Source organism: Clavibacter michiganensis, assembly GCF_002151125.1.
Classification (GTDB): domain Bacteria; phylum Actinomycetota; class Actinomycetes; order Actinomycetales; family Microbacteriaceae; genus Clavibacter; species Clavibacter michiganensis_C.
Map to the genome: position 1 here is coordinate 73,564 of NZ_MDJZ01000004.1, position 20,152 is coordinate 93,715.

Consider the following 20,152-nt stretch of genomic DNA (forward strand, 5'->3'; position numbering starts at 1 on the left):
CGGAAGGATCCGCCCCCATGGCCCTGGCCAACGACACACAGGCTCCCGACTTCGAGCTCGCCAACCAGTTCGGCGAGCGCGTCCGGTTGAGCGAGTACCGCGGACACCGCGCGGTCGCCCTCGTCTTCTTCCCCCTCGCCTTCTCCGGCACCTGCACCGGCGAGATGTGCCAGCTCGAGGAGAACCTCGGCCTCTTCGCCGACAGCCGGGTGGAGCTCATCGGCATCAGCGTCGACAGCAAGCACACCCTCCGGGCGTGGGCCCAGCAGCAGGGCATCGACTTCCAGCTCCTCGCCGACTTCTGGCCGCACGGCCAGGTGGCGAAGGAGTACGGCGTGTTCCTCGAGGAGAAGGGCTTCGCCAACCGCGCGACCTTCCTCATCGACACCCGCGGCATCATCCGCGGCAGCTTCATCACGGCGCCCGGCGAGGCACGCGAGCTCGAGGCGTACCGCACCGCGATCCGCGACCTGGCGCTCGTCCCCGCCTGATCCGCCCGTCGCCACCGCGGCGCGTCAGCTCAAGATGTTGACCGCGCGGGCGATGACGAGCGCGAGGATCACGAAGCCGGCGAACGCCTGGGCCGCCATGAGCGCCTTGGCGCGATGCGAGAGCGGCATGACGTCGGTCGGGCTGTAGGCCATCGAGTTCGTGAGCGACAGGTAGGCGTAGTCGACGAAGCCGGGTGCCCAGTCCGCGTGCTCCGACGAACGGCGGGCGACCTCCGACACGGCGCCCGAGTCCTCGTCCTGCGGGAAGCGGAAGTCGGCGGGCGCGAGAGCGGTGCGCGCGCGGGTCCGGCGCGCCACCGGCCCGCCGCGATCCAGCTCCCAGAAGACGACGGCGAAGGCCAGGACGTTGGTGGACCACACCTGCAGTGCCGTGAGCAGCAGCTCCGGACCCGCCTCCGACGCGTCGACCAGCGCGATCACCAGGACGACGAGGCTCACCTGGTTCGCGACCACGAGGAGCCCGCCGAGCGCGACGCCGAGCCCGCGCGACCAGGCGGTCTCGCGGGTGAGGCGGCGCGGATTGAGCGCCACCAGCGGCACGAGCAGGGCCACGGCGATCACCACCACCGCGACGCGGACGAGGGCGGGGACGGCCGTCGGCGCGACGCCGTAGAGAGCGACGGCGGCGACGAGCCCGACGGCGGCGGGCCAGCGCGGCTCCGCGACGGTCCGGCGGGAGGGGTGGATGGGCACGGGGGAGAGGCTATGGCGCCCGCCGCCTGCCGGGACGGGACGCGCCGACGCGGTCGGCTAGCATGGCCGCGCGCCCGGTGACGGCACGCAGGGGCCTTTAGCTCAGTTGGTAGAGCGCCACGTTTACACCGTGGATGTCGTCGGTTCGAGCCCGGCAGGGCCCACCCCCGCACCCGCCCCGCGGCCTGGCCCGACCGCTCGCCGGATCAGACGAGGGTCCCGAGGCCCCGCACGAGCAGTTCCACCCCGAAGGCGAAGTCCCGCGCCGGATCCTCCTCCACCCCTCCCACGGGCAGCAGGCCGAGCCGGTCCAGCTGGATGCGCTGCTGCTCGTGCGCCACGTGGCCGAGGACGAAGTGCAGGACCGCCGATGCCGCACGGGCGCAGTCCGCCTCGCCGAACCCGCCGCCGGCGACGGCCGCGGACAGCGCGTCGCGGGCGGCCGTCGCTCCGAGCCCCATCGCCGTGGTGCTCGCCACGACCTCGGCGCCGTCGCGATGGGCGAGCAGCGCGGCACGGAGGGACGTCGCGGCATGGCGCACGCGCTCGCGCCACTCCGCAGCCGGATGCTCCTCGCGCCCCGGCGCAGCGGCCTCCGCGACGATCCGGTCCGCCAGCTCCGCGAGCAGGCTCTGCTTGTCCGGGAAGTGCCAGTAGAGGGCGCTCGGCTGGACCTCCAGAGCCGCTCCCAGCCGCCGCATCGTGAAGTCCGGCAGGCCGTGCTCGTCGAGGATGCGCAGCGCGGTGCGGGCGACGTCGTCGCGGGTGTGCCGCCCCGTCGCCTGCGCCCGTGCCATGCTCGCCACTATAGTGAACGCCGTTCAGGTGAACGTCGTTCAGGACGAAGCCCGCCGCATCCCGCCGAAGGAAGCCCATGACGCCCTCCCGCTCCCTCCCCGTCCGCGCCGAGCGCCGAGCGCGCCTCGACGCCACCGACCTCGCCCGCGTCGCCGTCCTCGCCGCGGTCGTCGCCGTCCTGGGGCTCCCCGGCAGCATCAGCGTGCTCGGCGGAGTGCCGATCACGGCGCAGACCCTCGGCGTGATGCTGGCGGGCGCCGTCCTCGGGGCCCGCCTCGGAGCGCTGGCCGTCGCCGTCCTCCTCGCGCTCGTCGCCGTGGGCCTCCCGTTGCTCGCCGGGGGCACCGGCGGCCTCGGCGTGTTCCTCGGCCCCACCGCCGGCTACCTCGTCGGGTGGATCCTCGGAGCGGCCGTCGTCGGATGGCTCGTGCACCTCGGCGGGAGGCGGCCCACCGCATGGCGCACCGCGGTCGCGATGGTCGCCGGCGGGATCGTCGTCGTCTACGCGGTCGGCATCCCCGTGCAGAGCCTCGTCACCCGGCTGCCCCTGTTCGAGACCGTGGTCACCAGCCTCGTCTTCCTCCCGGGCGACCTCTTCAAGGCGGCCATCGCGACCGGGATCGTGATGACGCTCGTGCGCGGGTACCCGCGCGCGTTCCGTCGCACGTCCGGCGGGGACGCGGCACGGCGGGACGCCGCGGCGGCGACCGCCCGGTGACCCCGACGGACGGGACGCGGACCGCGCCGCTGCACCTCGAGCGCGTGGGCGTCCGCCTCGGCGAGGTCGATGCGCTCCGGGACGTGACCCTCGACATGGACGCCCGCACGATCGCCGTCGTGGGGGAGAACGGTTCCGGCAAGAGCACCTTCGCCCGGCTCATCGGCGGCCTGGTGGCGCGGACGACGGGGGAGCTGCGCGTGCTGGGCGTCGACCCGGACCGCGGATCCCGCGAGCTGCGACGACGCGTCGCCCTCGTGTTCAGCAACCCGGACGCGCAGATCGTCATGCCCACGGTCGCCGAGGACGTCGCCTTCTCCCTGCGGCCGGAGCGCCTGCCGCGCGCCGAGTCGGACGCGCGCGTCGCCGAGGCCCTCCGGCGGCTCGGCATCCAGGACCTCGCCGCCCGTTCGTCGCACGAGCTGTCGGGCGGGCAGAAGCAGCTGCTCGCGTTGGCCGGGGCCTTCGTCCGCCGTCCGGAGCTCGTGATCGCCGACGAGCCCACGGCGTACCTCGACGCCAGGAACGCCCGCAGGGTCGCGGACCACCTGTTCGAGGACGGCCACCGGCTCGTGCTCGTCACCCACGACCTCGCCGCCGCCGCGCGGTGCGACGCCGCCGTCCTCTTCGCGGACGGCCGGCTGATCCGCGCGGGCGATCCGGCGGTCGTGATCGCCGAGTACGAGGCGATGCTCGGGTGACGCCCGACGATCCCCGCCGCGCCGGACGCCTCGAGCGCATGCCCGCCGGGCCCGAGCTGGTCCTGCTCATGGTGGTGGTCCTCGCCGTCTCGCTCCTGCCCTCCACCTGGTGGGCCGCCGGCGCCGCGGTCGCCGTCGCCGTCCTCGCGTACGCGTCGGCGCAGCTGGGCGACGGCCGCCTGGGGCTCCGCCGCCTCGGCGGCCAGGTGCGCGCCGTGCGCTGGGTGATGCTGTTCACGCTCGTCAGCCAGCTCCTGCTGCTGGGCCCGGAGCCCGCGGTGGCGAACACGGCGCGGGTCACGTCGGCCATCGCCGTCGCCGGCCTGCTCGTCCTCACCACCTCCATGACCGAGCTGCTCGACAGCATCGAGCGGGGGTTGAGCCCGCTGCGCCGGCTCGGGGTGGACACGGAGCGGATCTCGCTGCTCCTCACGGTGACGGCCGGCACCGTCCCCGTGCTGGGACGCCTCGCGGGCGAGGTCCGGGAGGCGCAGCGGGCACGGGGTGCCGGTCCCGGTCTCCCCACGTTCGTCGTGCCCTTCCTCATCGTGTCCCTCAAGCACGCCGACCAGCTGGGCGACGCGCTCACGGCCCGCGGGGTCAGGTGACGTCCCGTCGCCCGTCGCCCGGTGCCGGGATGGCGATGTCCGCGGGCCGCGTGCGCCGTGTCGCCGCGGGCGTGTCGCGGTAGCATCCACCCATGAGCTCCGACACGGCCGAGGACGCCGCCTCCTGGTCGGTCGTCGACGCCGCGACGCACGGGTCCAGCGCACACCGCGGATCCGCCCAGCGGAGCCTCTGGCCGCTCGACCCCCTCGTGCCGTCACCGGACGCCGCGCACTCCGCGCCGCAGGACGACGACCGTCCCCGCCGCGGCCCGCGCCGAGGCTGAACCCGCTCGACCCGTGACGGGCCGCGGCCGCCCCTTCGTTACGATGGGCACGTGATCCCCACCCTCGCCGACGTCGTCCGCGTCGTCGAGGACGCGTGGCCGCCGCAGGGCGCCTCCGACTGGGACGCCTCCGGCCTCGTCTCGGGGGATCCCCGTCAGCCCGTCCGCCGCATCCACCTCGCCGTCGACGCCGTCCGCGCGACGGTCGACGAGGCCGTCGCCGCCGATGCCGACCTGCTCCTCGTGCACCACCCGCTGCTCCTCCGCGGCGTCACGACCATCGCCGAGACCGGCTACAAGGGCGGCCTCCTCGCCGACCTCATCCGCGCCGGCTGCGCCCTCCACGCGTCGCACACGACCGCCGACGTGGTGGAGGAGGGCACGTCGGGGCGCCTCGCGGCGCTCCTGGGACTGGTGCCCGAGACCATCCGCCCGATCGATCCGGCCGAGGGGGGCGTGCGCGGCATCGGCCGGGTCGGCGACCTCCCCGCACCCACGACGCTCGGCCGCCTCGCCGGGGAGCTCGCACGCATCCTGCCGCCGACGGCCACGGGGATCCGCGTCGCGGGGCCCTACGACGCGCCCGTCACCCGCGTGGCCGTGTGCGGCGGAGCGGGGGACTCGCTGCTCTCCGCGCCCGAGGTGACCGCCGCCGACGTCTACGTCACCTCCGACCTGCGGCACCACCCCGCCAGCGAGGCGCGCGAGTCCGCCGCGCTGCGGGACGGCACCCCGTACCTCATCGACACCTCCCACTGGGCCAGCGAGTGGCTGTGGCTCGACCAGGCGGCCGACACCCTGCGCTCGGCGCTGCCCGACGTGGAGGTCACCGTGAGCGACATCCGGACGGACCCGTGGGACTTCGTCGTCACGCAGTGACCGCCCGCCCCGCGGCCGAGCCCGCGCACCCACGACACGCACCGCGCGCACGCCCCGCCGACAGGCGGAGCCGCACCACGAGAGGGAGAGCATGAAAGCCGATCCGAGCATCCAGAAGGAGCTCCTCGACCTGCAGGAGATCGACACCCGGCTCACGCACCTGCGGCGCCAGCTGGGGCAGCTCCCGCAGCTGAAGGAGATCGACGGGCTGCAGCGGGAGATGGACGTCGTCCGCCGCCGGCTCGGCGAGCGGACCGGCGTGGTGGAGGACGCGCAGACCGAGCTGACGCGCATCGAGTCCGACGTCGCCGTCGTGCAGGCGCGCATGGACCGCGACCGCACCCGCATCGAGGCCGGCGGCAGCTCCAAGGACGTCCAGGCGCTGGAGCGGGAGCTGGAGTCGCTGCTGCGACGCCGCGACACGCTCGAGGAGGTCGAGCTCGAGGTGATGCAGCGGCTCGAGGAGGCGCAGGCCGCGCAGGCCGAGGTCGTCGTCGAGCGCGACGGCCTGGCCGAGCGGATCGCCGCGGTCGAGGCGCAGCGCGACGCCGCGGCCGTCGAGCTGCGCGTGCAGGTCGAGCAGGCGCAGGAGGACCGGGACGCGCTGGCACCGAGGTTCCCCGAGGACCTCCTCGCCCTGTACGAGAAGCAGCGCGCCCGCTACGGCGTCGGCGCCGCGATGCTGCACCGCGGCATCTCGCTCGGCAGCAACATCGCCCTGCACCAGAGCGACCTCGACGCGCTGCGGAAGCGCGCGCCCGACGACGTGGTCATCGATCCCGAGAGCAACGCCATCCTCGTGCGCACCGACGAGTCCGGCCTCTAGCGGGACGCTCGCGCGCGGACGCCTGCCCTAGACTCGTCCCCGCGGATGGGTCGGCAAGACGGTCGCGCCGCGGAGGATCCCGAGAGGGGGAGACCGCGTCGAGGAACGTCCGGGCTCCGTAGAGCAGGGCGGTGGGCAACACCCACCCGGGGCGACCCGCGAGACAGTGCAACAGAGAGCAGACCGCCCGTCGCGGAAGCGGCGGGTGAGGGTGAAACGGCGGTGTAAGAGACCACCAGCGGCCCGAGTGATCGGGTCGGCTATGCAAACCTCGCCCGGAGCAAGGTCGAACAGGGGACGCACAGGCTGCTCGTCCAGTCCCCGGGTAGACCGCTGGAGGGCTGCGGTGACGCAGCTCCGAGATAGATGGCCGTCCATGGTGCCGCGAGGCACCGGGACAGAACCCGGCGTATCAGCCGGCCCATCCGTACCACGCACGCAGGAGCGGCCGGATCCCCTCGGGATCCGGCCGCTTCGTCGTGCGCGCTGGCTGCGGGTCAGTCCTCGGGCTTCGTCTTGTCGACGAGGTCCGACGCGGGCGCGTGGGTGCTCGCGCCGACCGCGTGCGCCGCGAGGGCCGCCGCGCCCATGATGCCGGCATTGTTGCGCAGCTCCGCGGGCACGATGGGCGTCCGCAGGCGCAGCAGCGGGAGGAAGTGCTTGTGGTTCTTGGAGACGCCGCCGCCGACGATGAACAGCTCGGGCCACATCAGCTTCTCGAGCTGGCCGTAGTACACCTGCAGCCGGGCCGCCCAGCGCTTCCAGTTGAGGTGCGCGCGCTCCTTGGCGGCGTACGAGGCGCGTCGCTCGAAGTCGCGGCGGCCGGCGACGTCCATGTGGCCGAGCTCCGCGTTCGGGATCAGGACGCCGTCGTGGATGAGGGCCGTGCCGATACCCGTGCCGAGCGTGGTCATGATGACGAGGCCGCGCACGTCCTTGGCCGCGCCGTAGCGCGCCTCGGCGTACCCGGCGGCGTCGGCGTCGTTGACGAACGTGATCTCGAGGCCCAGGCGCTCCTCGAACAGCTTCTCGGCCTCGAGGCCGATCCAGCTGGGGGAGACGTTGGCAGCCGACATGGTCGTGCCGTGAACGATCGCGGCGGGGAAGCACACGCCGAGCGGGGTACCCGCGGGGACATCGCCGAGCTCGTCGATGATCTGCTTCACGGTGGCGACGATGTCGTCCGGCTCGCCGCCCTGGGGCGTCGGCAGCTTGACGCGCTCGCTGCGCAGCTCGCCGGTCGCGACGTCCACGATGGCGCCCTTGATGCCGGTCCCGCCGATGTCGATGCCGATTGCGGTCGTCGCGTCGTCGCTCATGGAAGCGACCCTACCGGCTCGTCCGGCCCGGTCCGGCCGCCGCACGCGGTGCGGACGGGCCTAGCATCGGCAGCATGAGCGACAGCGACGAGCAGTACTGGTACGACGACCGCACGGGCGAGGTGGAGAAGGGGATGCTGTCCCCGGCAGCCCATCGGATCGGCCCGTTCGCCACCGCGGAGGAGGCGGCGAGGGCGCCGCAGCGTCTGCGCGAGCGCGCCGAGCAGTGGGCAGCCGAGGACCGCGACGACGACTGATCCCGCGGGTCAGTCGGAGTAGCTCTCCGCCTCGGAGGGGAACGCGCCGCTGACGACGTCGTCGCGGTAGCGCGTCGCCGCGTCCAGCAGCACGGCGCGCATGTCCGCGTAGCGACGCACGAAGCGCGGCACGCGCCCGGTGGTGAGGCCCGCGAAGTCGGTCCAGACGAGGATCTGCCCGTCGGTGCCGTTCCCCGCGCCGATGCCGATGGTGGGGATCCCGAGCTCCTCGCTCACGCGGCGGGCGATCTCCTGCGGCACCATCTCGAGGACCACCGCGAAGGCGCCGGCCTCCTCGACGGCGCGCGCGTCCGCGAGCAGCGCCTCGGCGGCGTCGCCGCGCCCCTGGATGATGTGGCCGCCGAGCCCGTGCTCGCTCTGCGGGGTGAAGCCGACGTGGCCCATGACCGGGATCCCGGAGGACACGACGCGGCGGATCTGCTCGGCGCTGCGCACCCCGCCCTCGAGCTTCACGGCGTGGGCGCGCGCCTCCTTCATGAACCGCACCGACGTGGCGAGCGCCTGGTCGGGGCCGGACTCGTAGGACCCGAACGGCAGGTCGGCGACGACGAGCGCGCGCTGCGCGGATCCCGCGACGGCGCGCGCCAGGGGGATGAGCTCGTCCACCGTGACCGGCACGGTCGTGTCGTACCCGAGCACCGTGTTGCCGGCCGAGTCGCCGACGAGCAGGAAGTCGATGCCCGCCTCGTCGAACACGCTGGCGGTGAGCATGTCGTAGCTCGTGAGGCCCGTGATCTTGAGCCCCTGCTCCTTCGCGCGCGCGAAGTGGCGGATGCGCACCCGCCGGGGTCCCGCGGACGGCTCTCTCGGGAGGCGGGCGGGATCGGACGGGGAGACGGCAGCGTCGGGGCTCTGCATGTCACGGAGTCTACGGCGGGCCCCGCGCCGGCTCGGCCGGCCCCCTGGTCAGCCGGTAGGTTGGACTCCGACGAGAGGGTGGTGGATGGACAAGCAGCGTGACTTCGTCCTGCGGACGATCGAGGAGCGCGGGATCAAGTTCGTGCGCCTGTGGTTCACCGACGTGACCGGCACCCTGAAGTCCGTGGCGATCGCCCCGGCCGAGGTCGAGGGCGCGTTCGCCGAGGGCCTCGGGTTCGACGGCTCGGCCATCGAGGGCCTCACCCGGTCGTACGAGGCCGACATGCTGGCCCATCCGGATCCGACGACGTTCCAGATCCTCCCGTGGCGCGGCGAGATCGACCCGACCGCGCGCATGTTCTGCGACATCTCCACGCCCGACGGGCAGCCGGCCATCGCGGATCCCCGCAACGTCCTCAAGCGCACGCTGGAGAAGGCGGCCGACCGCGGCTTCACCTTCTACACGCACCCCGAGATCGAGTTCTACCTGCTGAAGTCGAGCGAGTTCGGCGTCGACGGGCCCGAGCCGGTGGACGCGGCGGGCTACTTCGACAACGTCCCCGGCGGCACTGCGCACGACTTCCGCCGCCGCTCGGTGCGCATGCTCGAGGACCTCGGCATCTCGGTCGAGTTCAGCCACCACGAGGCCGGCCCCGGCCAGAACGAGATCGACCTCCGCTACGCGGACGCGCTCACCACCGCGGACAACATCATGACGTTCCGCACGGTCATCAAGGAGGTGGCGATCGAGCAGGGCGTCTACGCGACGTTCATGCCGAAGCCCCTCGCGGCGCAGCCCGGCAGCGGGATGCACACGCACATGTCGCTCTTCGAGGGCGACGTCAACGCGTTCTACGCGTCGGGCGCCGAGTACCAGCTCTCCACGATCGGCCGCCAGTTCATCGCGGGCCTCCTCAAGCACGCCCCCGAGATCACGGCCGTCACGAACCAGTTCGTGAACTCGTACAAGCGGCTGTGGGGCGGCGGCGAGGCGCCGAGCTTCGTCACCTGGGGCCACAACAACCGCTCCGCGCTCGTGCGCGTCCCGCTGTACAAGCCCAACAAGGGCAACAGCTCGCGCGTGGAGTACCGCGCCATCGACTCGGCGGCGAACCCGTACCTGTCCTTCTCGCTGATGCTGGCCGCCGGCCTCAAGGGCATCGAGGAGGGCTACGAGCTCCCCGCCGAGGCCGAGGACAACGTGTGGAGCCTCAGCGACGCCGAGCGCCGCGCCCTCGGGTACGCGCCGCTGCCGTCGAGCCTCGACCACGCGATCCAGCTCATGGAGCGCTCCGAGCTCGTCGCGGAGACGCTGGGGGAGCAGGTGTTCAACTACGTGCTGCTCAACAAGCGGCAGGAGTGGCGCGACTACCGCGCCCAGGTGACGCCGTACGAGCTGCGCTCGAACCTCGAGATGCTCTGACCCGGATCCCCGGCGGGCCCGACACGACCGACATCCGACGACGAGGCCGGAGCGAGCCATGAGACGTGGGCAGACACTGCTCGGCGCGCTGGCGCGCGCCGGCTTCGCGCGCCTGAGCGAGGTGGGCGAGGCGCTCGAGAAAGCCGCGGAGCTGTCCGGGTGGGCGGAGGCCGACCTCGTGGAGGCGCTGCACTCGAGCGCGGATCCGGACGGCGCCCTCGACGCGCTCGTCCGCCTGCTCCGCGAGGACCCCGCGCGCACGCGCGCCGTGCTCGCCGATCCCGACGCGCGGCACCGGCTGGCGCGGGTCCTCGGATCCTCGCGGGGCCTCGCGGAGTTCCTCATGCGCCACACCGTCGAGCTCGACGCCTTCGCCCTCCCGCTGGAGGGCACGCCCGCTCCTGCTGACGTCCGCGCGCGCCTGCTCGACGCCGTGGGCGCCGTGGACGGGGTCGCCGAGCTGACGGGTCCCGCCGCCCGGACGGCGCTGCGGGTGCGCTACCGGGCGCTCGTCGCCCGCATCGCGGCCTGGGACCTCGTGCACCCGGATCCGCTCGCCGCCGTGCGCCCCGTCACGGCCGCCCTCGCCGACCTCGCCGGCGCGGCCCTCGAGGCCTCGCTCGCCGTCGCCCGTGCGGAGCTCTCCGCAGCCGGGACGTTCGGGCGTGCGCGACCCGAGGAGATCGCCGCGACGCGCCTGGCGATCATCGGCATGGGCAAGGCCGGCGCCCGCGAGCTCAACTACGTCAGCGACGTCGACGTCATCTTCGTCGCGGAGGCCGCGACCGACGCCGAGGGCGGGACGGTCATCGAGCCGGCCCGTGCCGTCGAGCTCGCGACGCGCCTCGCCGTCCTCACCATGCGCGGCATCGACGAGCACGAGATCGAACCGGCCCTCTGGGAGGTCGACGCCAACCTGCGGCCCGAGGGGAAGGCGGGCGCGCTCGTCCGCACGCTCGACTCGCACCTCGCGTACTACGAGCGCTGGGCGAAGGACTGGGAGTTCCAGGCCCTGCTGAAGGCCAGGCCGCTCGCGGGCGACGCCGAGCTGGGGGAGCGGTACGGCGAGGCCGTCGCGCCGCTCGTCTGGTCGAGCGCCTCCCGCGAGGGCTTCGTCGGCCAGGTGCAGCGGATGCGCACGCGCGTGACGGACAACATCCCCGCGGACCAGCTGCACCAGCAGATCAAGCTCGGCCCGGGCGGGATCCGCGACATCGAGTTCACGGTCCAGCTCCTCCAGCTCGTGCACGGGCAGGGCGACGAGTCCGTCCGGGACCGCAGCACGCTCGCGGCGCTCGTCGCCCTCGCGGACGCGGGCTACATCGGCCGCACGGAGGCCGGCGAGTTCGCGAAGGACTACCGCTACCTCCGGCTCCTGGAGCACCGCCTGCAGCTGGACCAGCTGCGCCGCACGCACCTCATGCCCACCGACGAGGAGCGGCTGCGGATCCTCGCCCGCAGCACGGGACTGGACGGGCGCGCCGAGGAGCTCACGGCCCGCTGGAACGGCACGAAGACGGCCGTGCGGACCCTCCACGAGCGCCTCTTCTACCGGCCGCTCCTCGCGGCCGTCGCCTCGCTCCCCGAGGAGTCGCTCGCGCTCACGAGCGGCCAGGCGGCCGCGCGGCTATCCGCCATCGGCTTCGTCGACGCGCGCGGGGCGCTCGCGCACATCCGGGCGCTCACGCAGGGGGTCTCGCGGAGCGCCGCCATCCAGCGCCACCTGCTGCCGGTGCTCCTGCAGTGGTTCGCCGAGGGCCCGGACCCCGACCACGGCCTGCTCGCGTTCCGCCGGCTCAGCGAGGCGCTGGGGGAGTCGAACTGGTTCCTCCGGATGCTCCGCGACTCCGCGGGCGCGGCGCAGCGCCTCGCGCAGGTGCTCTCGGGATCCCGCTTCGTGTCGGAGCTGCTCGACCGCGTCCCCGAGACCGCCGCGTGGCTCGCGCGCGACGAGGACCTCCGCCCGCGGACGCGCGCGGCCCTCGCGGAGGAGGCCGTCGCCACCGTCAACCGGCACCCCACCGCCGACGCCGCGGCCGCCGCGCTGCGCACCCTCCGCCGTCGGGAGATCCTGCGCCTCGCCATCGGCGCGATCGTGGGCGTCACCCACGTCGAGACGCTCGGACCGTCCCTGGCCGACATCACCACCGCGACGCTCCGCGGCGTGATGCGCGCGATCCGCCGCGAGGACGGACCGTGGCCCGAGTTCGCCGTGGTGGCCATGGGCCGATACGGCGGCGCCGAGCTCGGCTTCGGTTCCGACGCCGACGTCATGTACGTGTTCCGGCCGATCGCCGGCATGGATCCGGAGCTCGCCCAGCGCCGCGCCCAGCTCATCGTCACCGAGCTGACGCGGCTCACCGAGGACTCGCGGCTCCCGCTCGACCTCGACACGGGCCTGCGCCCCGAGGGACGCAACGGCCCCGTCGTGCGCTCGTTCGCCTCCTACCGCGCGTACTACGAGCGCTGGTCGCTCACCTGGGAGGCGCAGGCGCTCCTGCGTGCCCGCGGCGTCGTCGGCGACAGCGGCCTCATCGCCGACTTCACCGAGCTCGCCGACCGATTCCGGTACCCGGAGGCCATCGGCGACGCGGACGTGCGCGAGATCAAGCGCATCAAGGCGCGCGTGGAGAACGAGCGCCTGCCGCAGGGCGCGGATCCCACGCGGCACCTGAAGCTCGGCCGCGGCTCCCTCAGCGATGTCGAGTGGCTCGTGCAGCTGATCCAGCTGCAGCACGCGCACGCGCATCCGGAGCTGCGGACGCCGACGACGCTCGGCGCGCTCGACGCGGCGGTGACGGCCGGGCTCGTGCTCCCGGGCGACGCGGACCGCCTCCGCGAGGCCTGGCTCCTCGCGTCCCGCGTGCGCTCGGCCATGACGCTGTGGACCAACAGGACCGCGGACGTGCTGCCCGCCGACCGCGCCGCGCTCGACGCCATCGCCCGCCTCCTCGAGTACCCGCCCGGCTCCGCGACCGAGCTCGAGGAGGAGTACCTCGGCGTCACCCGTCGGTCGCGCGGGGTCTTCGAGCGGCTCTTCTACGGGCTCGACGAGACGCCCGGACCACGCGGCACCTGACGTCATCCGCGGGGATCCGAGCCGGCCGCCATGCCCGGCACGACGACGGGCCGCCCTCCCGGAGGAGGACGGCCCGTGCGTCATGCCCCCGAAGGGGCGTCGGCGGGATCAGACGCCGTAGTACAGCTCGAACTCGAACGGGTGCGGACGCTGCGCGAGGGGCTTGATCTCCATCTCGCGCTTGTACTCGATCCACGTCTCGATGAGGTCGGGCGTGAACACGTTGCCCGCGGTGAGGAACTCGTGGTCGGCCTCGAGCGCCTCGAGGGCGGCGCCGAGCGACGCGGGGACCTGCGGGATGTTCTTCGCCTCCTCGGGCGGGAGCTCGTAGAGGTCCTTGTCGACGGGCTCGTGCGGCTCGATGCGGTTCTTGATGCCGTCGATGCCGGCCATGAGCTGCGCCGCGAACGCGAGGTACGGGTTGCTCGACGCGTCGGGCGCGCGGAACTCGATGCGCTTGGCCTTCGGGTTCGTGCCCGTGATCGGGATGCGGATGGAGGCCGAGCGGTTGCCCGCCGAGTACACCAGGTTGACGGGCGCCTCGAATCCGGGCACGAGACGGTGGTACGAGTTCACCGTCGGGTTCGTGAACGCCAGGATGGCCGGCGCGTGCTTGAGGATGCCGCCGATGTACCAGCGCGCGACGTCGGACAGGCCGCCGTAGCCGGCCTCGTCGTAGAACAGCGGCTTGCCGTCGTTCCACAGCGACTGGTGCGTGTGCATGCCCGAGCCGTTGTCGCCGAAGAGGGGCTTCGGCATGAACGTGGCCGTCTTGCCCCACTGCTCGGCCGTGTTCTTGACGATGTACTTGAACTTCAGGATGTCGTCCGCCGCGTGCACCATCGTGTCGAAGCGGTAGTTGATCTCGGCCTGGCCGCCCGTGCCCACCTCGTGGTGCGCGCGCTCGAGGATGAGGCCGGCGTCGATCAGCTTGAGGCTGATGTCGTCCCGGAGGTCGGCCTGCTTGTCGACGGGGCTGACGGGGAAGTAGCCGCCCTTGTACGGCGTCTTGTTGCCGAGGTTGCCGCCCTCCTCCTCGCGTCCCGAGTTCCAGGCGCCCTCCTCGGAGTCGACCGAGTAGAAGCTCGTGTGCTGGTTCACCTCGTAGCGGACGTCGTCGAAGATGTAGAACTCGGCCTCGGGGGCGAAGAACGCGGTGTCGGCGATGCCGGACGCGGCGAGGAACTTCTCGGCCTTCTTGGCCACCTGGCGCGGGTCGCGGGCGTAGATCTCGCCGTTGCGGGGGTTGTAGATGTCGAACACCATGATGAGGGTGCGCTCGATGCGGAACGGGTCGACGTACGCCGTCGTCACGTCCGGGATGAGCTGCATGTCGGACTCGTGGATGCTCGCGAAGCCGCGGATGGACGAGCCGTCGAACAGCTGGCCGACGGAGAAGAACTCCTCGTCGACGGTGGATGCGGGGATGTTGAAGTGCTGCTGCACCCCGGGCAGGTCGGTGAACCGGATATCGAGGAACTTGACGTCGGTGTCCTTGATGAACGCGAGCACCTCGGATGAGTCTCTGAACATGTGGTGTCTCCAAAAGGGGGCCGGAGCGGATGAGACTGACGGTTTCAGCCTCTCCGACCCTAGGGGGAAGGGGTTACCTCGCCATAACCGCCGTGTTTCCGCGATGTTACGCAGGCGGTCCCGGGCGCGTCGGCGACAACCCCCAGGGCCCGCCGACCAGGGGATCCGCGGGAGGCGCGCCTAGGATCGGGAGGTGCCCGCGACTCCCACGAACCCCGACCTCGGCGATCCCGGCCGCAACCGCTGGCCGGGCGAGCGGCTCGGCCTCCCGGAGCGCGGACGTGGATCTGTCGCCCGGGCCGGCCGCCGGATCGTGGGCGTCTGCATCGACTGGGCCCTCGCCGTCCTGGTCTCCTGGGCCTTCTTCGCCTACGACGCCACGGCGACGCTCGCGATCTTCGCCCTGATGCAGTACGTCCTCATCGTCACGCTCGGCGGCAGCGTGGGGCACGTCGTGCTCGGCATGCGCGTGCGCCCGCTCGGCGGCGGGTACGTGTCGCTGTGGCGCCCGGCCGTGCGGACAGTGCTGCTGTGCCTGGTCGTGCCCGCGATCGTCTGGAACGCCGATCAGCGCGGGCTCCACGACGTCTTCTCGGGAACGGTCCTGGTCCGCACGTCCTGACGTCCGCGAGTCCGGCCCGTGGCATGCCGCGACGGCGCCGGTGCATGGAGACGGGCCGGACCCGGCGGACGCCGTCAGCGGGGCTCGCACCCGAGGTACACGAGCTCCGGATCGACCCCGCCCAGCACGACCCGCGCCGGGGATCCCTCGCGGACGGCGCCGAGCTCGCGGCTCTCGGTCTCCCTGCCGTCGTCGGAGCGCCCCGTTGTGACCTCGAACCGGACGAGCGCCGCGCTGCAGTCCTCCGGGGCGGTCATGTCGAGGAGGGTGCACGAGGTCGTGTCCACGCACTCGCTGGCGCGGGACGCCGGATCCTCGACGGGCACGATGATCGCGTCTCGGGTCAGGTCCGCGCCGACGGTCGTGAAGCGGGCGCGCGTCGAGTCCTGGAAGCTCACCAGGACGACCAGCACCCCGGCCAGCGCGCAGACCGCGGCGATCGACGGCCCGAGGCCGCGGCGGGCCCGCTCGCGTCGGGAACGGCCGTAGGGCGAGAGCCGCTCGGACGGCGGCGTCCGTGCCGGTTCCGCGGGCGTCGGCTCGTGACGGGTGGGCCGCTGACCCGCCGTCGCCGTGCCGGAGGGAGACCCGGCCGCGCGCTGGCCGAGGAGCAGCACGTCGCGCGCGAGCGTCAGCTGGACGAAGCGCTCGTGTGCGGCCCGCAGCTGCTGCGGCGTCGCGCCGGACAGGCGGTCGGGATGCGTCTCGCGCGCCCGCCTGAGGTATGCGCGGCGCACCGCGGGGCTCTCGGCATCCGCGCCGACGCCGAGCAGCGCCGCAGCGGAGGCCGGATCCATGGGCTCAGTCTGCGCCGGGCGGGTCGCCTGCGCAAACGCGCCATGACACCGTGATCACCGGGCTCGGGACGGACGCACCTTGAACGGGTCGACGCCCTTGGGGATGGGCATGCTGTTCTGCCCGAGCGAGGTGAGGCGGTTGTTGACGGCCATGACCTCCGCCTTGGTGATGGTGCGGGGGAACCGCTGCAGGCGGCCGGCCAGCTTGTGCAGCTCCACGGAGTCGGCGTCGGGGCCGACGAAGACGAAGTGCACCGGAACGTTGGGCAGCACGCGGGCGATCTTGCGGCGCTCGTCCTCGAGCATGCGCGTGGTGCGGCTCTTGGGCCCCTCGCCGATGAGGGCGACGCCCGGGCGTCCGACGGCGCGGTACACGGCGTCCTGCGACTTGCCGTTGACGGCGACCGGCATCTCGCTGCCGACCCATCCCCGCTTCAGCGAGCTGCGGAGGACCACGCCGACGGCGCCGGGCTGGCCCTTGATCTGCAGGTAGGCCGCGCGCTCCGCCTTGCGGCCGAGGACGATGAGGAAGGCCAGGATGCCGGCGAAGACGCCGGCGATGACGAACAGGATGGCGGTCAGCCAGCTCCCGCCGGTCGCGAAGATCGCGAGGAGGACGCCGACGACGATGGGCCCGAGCAGCGCCAGGAGCATCCACCAGACCGAGCTCTTGTCGTAGCGCCGGGTCATCTGGAAGACCTGCCACATCTGCTTGATGCGGCCGGGTTCCTTGGGTGCCTTCGGAGAGGCTGTCTTGCGGGCCATGCTGCCCAGGATACCGGTGCGCGGGCGGATGCCGGAACGGATGCAGCGAGACCGCGGCGTGACCGGTCCCCTCACAGGCACCTCGCGCGGAGGCGCTCCCCAGAGGCGGTGCTCCGCCCGTGATCGGCCTCGATGTGCCGGCACGCTCCCGACGCACGGGAGCCCGGTCCTCCGGTGGCGGAGATCGACCGGGCCGGGACCCACGAGAGGACGGCGATCCATGCCCGACGGACGCGCTCATGCGCATGACCCTCGACCCATCGTGCGAGGCGGTGACGGAAGCGCGGCACCGGTCCGCCGCCCCGCATCCGAGAGCGGCCGTCCGGTGAGCAGGAGGGGAGGAGGGGCGGCCCTGGTCGCGGATGCGGCTGTCCGGGACGGCGCGTGCGTCGCCGGATACCGCCTCGTGCGGCTCATCGGCACGGGCGCCCACTGCCAGGTGCATCTCGCCCGGCCGGCCCGGCCCACGGATCCGGGGGCAGGGGCCACGGGCAACGTCGCGGTCAAGACCGTGCCGCCCACGGAGCGCAGCCGTGGAGAAGCGGAGATCGTCGCCCTCCAGGCGGTGTCGTCCGAGCACGTCGTCGCGTTGCGGGACGTCGCCACGCTCGCCGACGGCGGCCTCTGCATCGTGCAGTCCCTCGGCGCCAGGGGCACCGCCGCGGCGCTGCTCGCCCGACGCGGCGACCTCACCCCCGGCGAGACCGTGACCCTGGTCGCGTCCGTGCTCCGAGGGCTGGGGGATCTCCACGAGGCCGGCATCGCCCACTGCGCCGTCGACCTGACCCACGTGGTGATCGATGCGACGGGCCGCCCGCTGCTGAGCGGGCTCGGGTCCGCCCGGGTCGTCACGGGCGGGGCCGGAGCGGACGCTCTCCGAGGAGTCGACCCCGTGGAGCAGGACCTCGCGAGGGTCGCGCGGATCGTGCAGGCGCTGCGCGACCCGGCGGACGCGCGAGGGCGCGCATCCGATGCTCGATGGGATGCGTGGCTGGCGCTGCTCGACTCCGTGATCCACGGGGAGTCGGACCTGACCGCCCACGACCTCGCGGACCTGCTGCTCGACGTCGCCGACGCCGCTCCGCTGGCCGATGCGGCTGCACGCCCCGGGGACGAGGACGTCGAAGGCGCCCTGCCCCACGTCCCGGCCACGGGCGACCGACGCTCCCCGGCGGTGGACGAGAAGCCGGCGCGGACGCGGACGAGACGTCGTGCGCTCAGGGTCCACACGGGCAGCGAGCACGGCGCCCGTCGCCGACATCGAGCGGCACGTCGGCGGCGGTCGGAGGCGATGACCGCGCTCCGGGTGGCGGCGCGGAAGGAGCTCGCGGCGGTCCGCCCCCGTGTCTGGGCGCTCGGGGCGTCCGCGCTCCTGCTCCTGATCGCCGGAGTCCTCGCGGTGCCCTTGCTGACGGATCCCGCTCATGGTGCGCCGGCAGGACCGACGACCCCGCCCGCCCCGTCGCCCTCGTCGGCCCCGTCGAGCACCAGCACCAGCGCGGACGGGGCGCCGGCTGCGTCCACCGACGCGGATGCGGAGGCCGCCACCTCGCCGGATCCGGACGTCGCCGCTCCCGCCCTCCTCCGGCTCCGCGCATCCTGCCTCCGTGGTGGCGACATGGCGTGCGTGGGCGACGTCGACGAAGCCGGCTCGGCTGTCGAGGACGCGGATCGGAGCGCGATGTCCGCCGGCGGCATCGAAGCCTCGGAGGACGTCGCTCTCCACACCACGGATGTCCTCGGCCGTGCGCAGCGCCTCGGAGACAGTGCCCTCATCGAGCTGCAGCCCGCGGCCGGCGACACGACGATCCACCACGACGGATCGACGGATGCCGCGTCCGAACGCCGACCGGCCTCCCTCCTGATGGTCAGGGGAGAGGCCGGATGGCGGATCAGGGACCTGATGGACGACCGGTGAGGGCCGACGTCGGATCCGTCGAGGACCTAGATGCCCAGGTCGGCGTCGAACGCGCCCGCCTCCAGGCGGTTCTTCACGGCCACGAGGAAGCGGGAGGCGTCAGCCCCGTCGACGATCCGGTGGTCGTAGGACAGCGCGAGGTACACGGTGGAGCGGATGGCGATGGTGTCCTGCCCATCCGCGGTGATGACCACGGGGCGCTTGGTGACGATGCCGGTGCCCAGGATCGCGGACTGCGGGAGGAAGACCACGGGCGTGTCGAAGAGCGCACCGCGCGACCCGGTGTTGGTCAGCGTGAAGGTCCCTCCCGCCAGCTCGTCCGGCGACAGCTTGTTGTCACGCGTACGGGCGGCGAGGTCGGCGATCTCCGACGCGAACTGCGCGAGGTTCTTGCCCTCCGCGTTCTTCACGACGGGGGTGAGCAGACCGCGCTCGGTGTCGACCGCGATGCTGATGTTCTCGTGGTCCGGGTAGACGATGCTGTCGCCGTCGACCGTCGCGTTCACGACGGGGTAGGCCTTGAGCGCCTCCGCCGCCGCGAGCGCGAAGAACGGCAGGAACGAGAGCTTGACGCCGGTCTTCTCGAGGAAGTCGCCCTTCACGCGGTCGCGGAAGCGCGCCACCTTCGTAACGTCGACCTCGACCACGGACGTCAGCTGCGCGGTGGACTGCATCGAGACGACGGCGCGGTCGGCGATGAGCTTGCGCATGCGCGACATCTTGGCGGTGGTGCCGCGGAGCGGCGACGTCTCCAAGGGAGCAGCGGCTGGCACGGCAGGAGCCGAGGCCGTCGGGGCGCTCGTGGAGGCGGCGGCCTCGGCGGCGGCGAGGACGTCCTCCTTGCGGATGCGTCCTCCCACGCCCGTGCCCGTCACGGTGCTGATGTCCACGCCGCGCTCGTTGGCGAGCTTGCGCACGAGGGGGGTGACGTAGCCCGCGTTGCCGGACGCCGCCGGAGCCGGAGCAGCGGCAGGCGTCGGTGCAGCAGCGGGGGTGGGCGCCGCGGAGGCGGGAGCCGGCGCTGCGGGCGCGGGAGCAGGGGTCTCCTCGGGAGCAGGCGTCGCCTGCTCGGCGGCCGGAGCTGGCTCGGGCTCCACGGGGGCAGGCGCCTCCGCGTCGTCGTCCGCCTCGGTGGAGGGCACGACGGTGTCCTCGACGGGCTCCTCGGCCGCGACGGCGGGCTCCTCGGCGGCGGGCTCCTCGGCAGAGGGCTCCTCAGCAGAGGGCTCCTCGGCCGGAGCGTCGCCGCCGCCCGAGCCGTCCCCGATGCGCACGAGGACCGCGCCGACCTCGACGGTCTCGTCCTCCTGGACGAGGATCTCCTCGATCACGCCGGCGACCGGCGACGGGATCTCGGTGTCGACCTTGTCGGTCGACACCTCGAGCAGGGGCTCGTCGACCTCGACGTGGTCGCCGACGTTCTTGAGCCAGCGGGTCACCGTGCCCTCGGTGACGCTCTCGCCGAGTGCGGGGAGGTTGACGGATTCGCTCATGGGGGTTGTCTCCTTCAGGCCCGACTCCGGACCCGGCTTGTGTGTCGG

Annotated in this window: 20 protein-coding genes, 1 tRNA gene and 1 other RNA gene; 14 read left to right on the forward strand and 8 right to left on the reverse strand. The window is 73.2% G+C overall.

Translation table 11 applies throughout. The annotated features are described in order from the left end of the window. Positions 1 to 17: 17 nt before the first annotated feature. Positions 18 to 491: a peroxiredoxin gene (locus BFL37_RS01690; protein WP_012038310.1), complete on the forward strand. Its 474-nt coding sequence runs from the start codon at positions 18 to 20 to the stop codon at positions 489 to 491. A gap of 24 nt (positions 492 to 515) precedes the next feature. Here the strand turns inward: BFL37_RS01690 and BFL37_RS01695 are convergent, their stop codons facing one another. Beyond that, positions 516 to 1,205 (reverse strand): hypothetical protein, encoded by a 690-nt coding sequence (locus BFL37_RS01695; RefSeq protein WP_086513447.1) that lies wholly within the window; start codon positions 1,203 to 1,205, stop codon positions 516 to 518. Positions 1,206 to 1,296: 91 nt separating this feature from the next. On the opposite strand from BFL37_RS01695, the gene BFL37_RS01700 reads away from it, so the two are divergent. After that, positions 1,297 to 1,369: transfer RNA gene (locus BFL37_RS01700), tRNA-Val, on the forward strand. A 42-nt stretch (positions 1,370 to 1,411) separates the two neighbouring features. Here the strand turns inward: BFL37_RS01700 and BFL37_RS01705 are convergent. Further along, positions 1,412 to 2,002 (reverse strand): TetR/AcrR family transcriptional regulator C-terminal domain-containing protein, encoded by a 591-nt coding sequence (locus BFL37_RS01705; RefSeq protein ID WP_086513448.1) that lies wholly within the window; start codon positions 2,000 to 2,002, stop codon positions 1,412 to 1,414. Positions 2,003 to 2,079: 77 nt separating this feature from the next. On the opposite strand from BFL37_RS01705, the gene BFL37_RS01710 reads away from it, so the two are divergent. The 7 genes from BFL37_RS01710 to rnpB all read left to right on the forward strand — a co-directional run bounded on the left by BFL37_RS01710 (position 2,080) and on the right by rnpB (position 6,447). Then, complete coding sequence (locus tag BFL37_RS01710) at positions 2,080 to 2,721, forward strand: biotin transporter BioY (RefSeq protein WP_086513449.1); 642 nt, start codon at positions 2,080 to 2,082, stop codon at positions 2,719 to 2,721. Further along, on the forward strand, positions 2,718 to 3,422 hold the full coding sequence (locus BFL37_RS01715) for an energy-coupling factor ABC transporter ATP-binding protein (protein ID WP_086513450.1): 705 nt from the start codon (positions 2,718 to 2,720) through the stop codon (positions 3,420 to 3,422). Before BFL37_RS01710 ends, BFL37_RS01715 begins: the two co-directional genes overlap by 4 nt. Then, on the forward strand, positions 3,419 to 4,030 hold the full coding sequence (locus BFL37_RS01720; protein WP_086513451.1) for an energy-coupling factor transporter transmembrane component T: 612 nt from the start codon (positions 3,419 to 3,421) through the stop codon (positions 4,028 to 4,030). Before BFL37_RS01715 ends, BFL37_RS01720 begins: the two co-directional genes overlap by 4 nt. A gap of 92 nt (positions 4,031 to 4,122) precedes the next feature. Further along, on the forward strand, positions 4,123 to 4,314 hold the full coding sequence (locus BFL37_RS01725; protein ID WP_086513452.1) for a hypothetical protein: 192 nt from the start codon (positions 4,123 to 4,125) through the stop codon (positions 4,312 to 4,314). Between the two features lie 51 nt (positions 4,315 to 4,365). Next, entirely contained in the window at positions 4,366 to 5,193 is an 828-nt protein-coding gene (locus tag BFL37_RS01730) for a Nif3-like dinuclear metal center hexameric protein (protein ID WP_086513453.1), read from the forward strand. A gap of 91 nt (positions 5,194 to 5,284) precedes the next feature. Further along, on the forward strand, positions 5,285 to 6,019 hold the full coding sequence (locus BFL37_RS01735) for a zinc ribbon domain-containing protein (RefSeq protein WP_086513454.1): 735 nt from the start codon (positions 5,285 to 5,287) through the stop codon (positions 6,017 to 6,019). A 46-nt stretch (positions 6,020 to 6,065) separates the two neighbouring features. Next, positions 6,066 to 6,447: RNase P RNA component class A (rnpB, locus tag BFL37_RS01740), an RNA gene on the forward strand. 69 nt (positions 6,448 to 6,516) lie between these two features. On the opposite strand, the gene ppgK is transcribed toward rnpB, so the two are convergent. Further along, positions 6,517 to 7,338 (reverse strand): polyphosphate--glucose phosphotransferase, encoded by an 822-nt coding sequence (ppgK, locus tag BFL37_RS01745; RefSeq protein ID WP_086513455.1) that lies wholly within the window; start codon positions 7,336 to 7,338, stop codon positions 6,517 to 6,519. Between the two features lie 74 nt (positions 7,339 to 7,412). Here ppgK and BFL37_RS01750 point away from each other — a divergent pair, with 74 nt between their 5' ends. After that, positions 7,413 to 7,595, forward strand: a complete 183-nt coding sequence (locus BFL37_RS01750; protein ID WP_086513456.1) for a hypothetical protein — start codon at positions 7,413 to 7,415, stop codon at positions 7,593 to 7,595. Between the two features lie 9 nt (positions 7,596 to 7,604). On the opposite strand, the gene panB is transcribed toward BFL37_RS01750, so the two are convergent. Beyond that, positions 7,605 to 8,474, reverse strand: a complete 870-nt coding sequence (gene panB, locus BFL37_RS01755) for a 3-methyl-2-oxobutanoate hydroxymethyltransferase (protein ID WP_086513457.1) — start codon at positions 8,472 to 8,474, stop codon at positions 7,605 to 7,607. 85 nt (positions 8,475 to 8,559) lie between these two features. Here panB and glnA (BFL37_RS01760) point away from each other — a divergent pair, with 85 nt between their 5' ends. Together glnA (BFL37_RS01760) and BFL37_RS01765 are read left to right on the forward strand one after the other, a co-directional pair. Continuing rightward, positions 8,560 to 9,897: a type I glutamate--ammonia ligase gene (glnA, locus tag BFL37_RS01760; protein WP_053774499.1), complete on the forward strand. Its 1,338-nt coding sequence runs from the start codon at positions 8,560 to 8,562 to the stop codon at positions 9,895 to 9,897. Between the two features lie 58 nt (positions 9,898 to 9,955). Further along, the gene (locus tag BFL37_RS01765; RefSeq protein WP_086513458.1) at positions 9,956 to 12,976 is read left to right on the forward strand and encodes a bifunctional [glutamine synthetase] adenylyltransferase/[glutamine synthetase]-adenylyl-L-tyrosine phosphorylase; all 3,021 of its coding nucleotides are present in this window, start codon (positions 9,956 to 9,958) and stop codon (positions 12,974 to 12,976) included. Between the two features lie 108 nt (positions 12,977 to 13,084). Here BFL37_RS01765 and glnA (BFL37_RS01770) read toward each other — a convergent pair whose 3' ends face one another. Next, complete coding sequence (gene glnA, locus BFL37_RS01770) at positions 13,085 to 14,509, reverse strand: type I glutamate--ammonia ligase (protein ID WP_086513459.1); 1,425 nt, start codon at positions 14,507 to 14,509, stop codon at positions 13,085 to 13,087. Between the two features lie 193 nt (positions 14,510 to 14,702). Between glnA (BFL37_RS01770) and BFL37_RS01775 the strand changes: the two genes are divergently transcribed. Next, positions 14,703 to 15,131 (forward strand): RDD family protein, encoded by a 429-nt coding sequence (locus tag BFL37_RS01775; RefSeq protein ID WP_086513460.1) that lies wholly within the window; start codon positions 14,703 to 14,705, stop codon positions 15,129 to 15,131. A gap of 74 nt (positions 15,132 to 15,205) precedes the next feature. Here the strand turns inward: BFL37_RS01775 and BFL37_RS01780 are convergent, their stop codons facing one another. Together BFL37_RS01780 and BFL37_RS01785 are read right to left on the reverse strand one after the other, a co-directional pair. Then, the gene (locus tag BFL37_RS01780; RefSeq protein ID WP_086513461.1) at positions 15,206 to 15,928 is read right to left on the reverse strand and encodes a J domain-containing protein; all 723 of its coding nucleotides are present in this window, start codon (positions 15,926 to 15,928) and stop codon (positions 15,206 to 15,208) included. A 54-nt stretch (positions 15,929 to 15,982) separates the two neighbouring features. After that, the gene (locus BFL37_RS01785; RefSeq protein ID WP_086513462.1) at positions 15,983 to 16,693 is read right to left on the reverse strand and encodes a DUF4191 domain-containing protein; all 711 of its coding nucleotides are present in this window, start codon (positions 16,691 to 16,693) and stop codon (positions 15,983 to 15,985) included. Positions 16,694 to 17,018: 325 nt separating this feature from the next. On the opposite strand from BFL37_RS01785, the gene BFL37_RS01790 reads away from it, so the two are divergent. Next, positions 17,019 to 18,611 (forward strand): protein kinase domain-containing protein, encoded by a 1,593-nt coding sequence (locus tag BFL37_RS01790; protein WP_241533810.1) that lies wholly within the window; start codon positions 17,019 to 17,021, stop codon positions 18,609 to 18,611. A gap of 26 nt (positions 18,612 to 18,637) precedes the next feature. On the opposite strand, the gene sucB is transcribed toward BFL37_RS01790, so the two are convergent. Continuing rightward, entirely contained in the window at positions 18,638 to 20,104 is a 1,467-nt protein-coding gene (gene sucB, locus BFL37_RS01795; RefSeq protein WP_086513464.1) for a 2-oxoglutarate dehydrogenase, E2 component, dihydrolipoamide succinyltransferase, read from the reverse strand. Positions 20,105 to 20,152 lie beyond the last annotated feature (48 nt).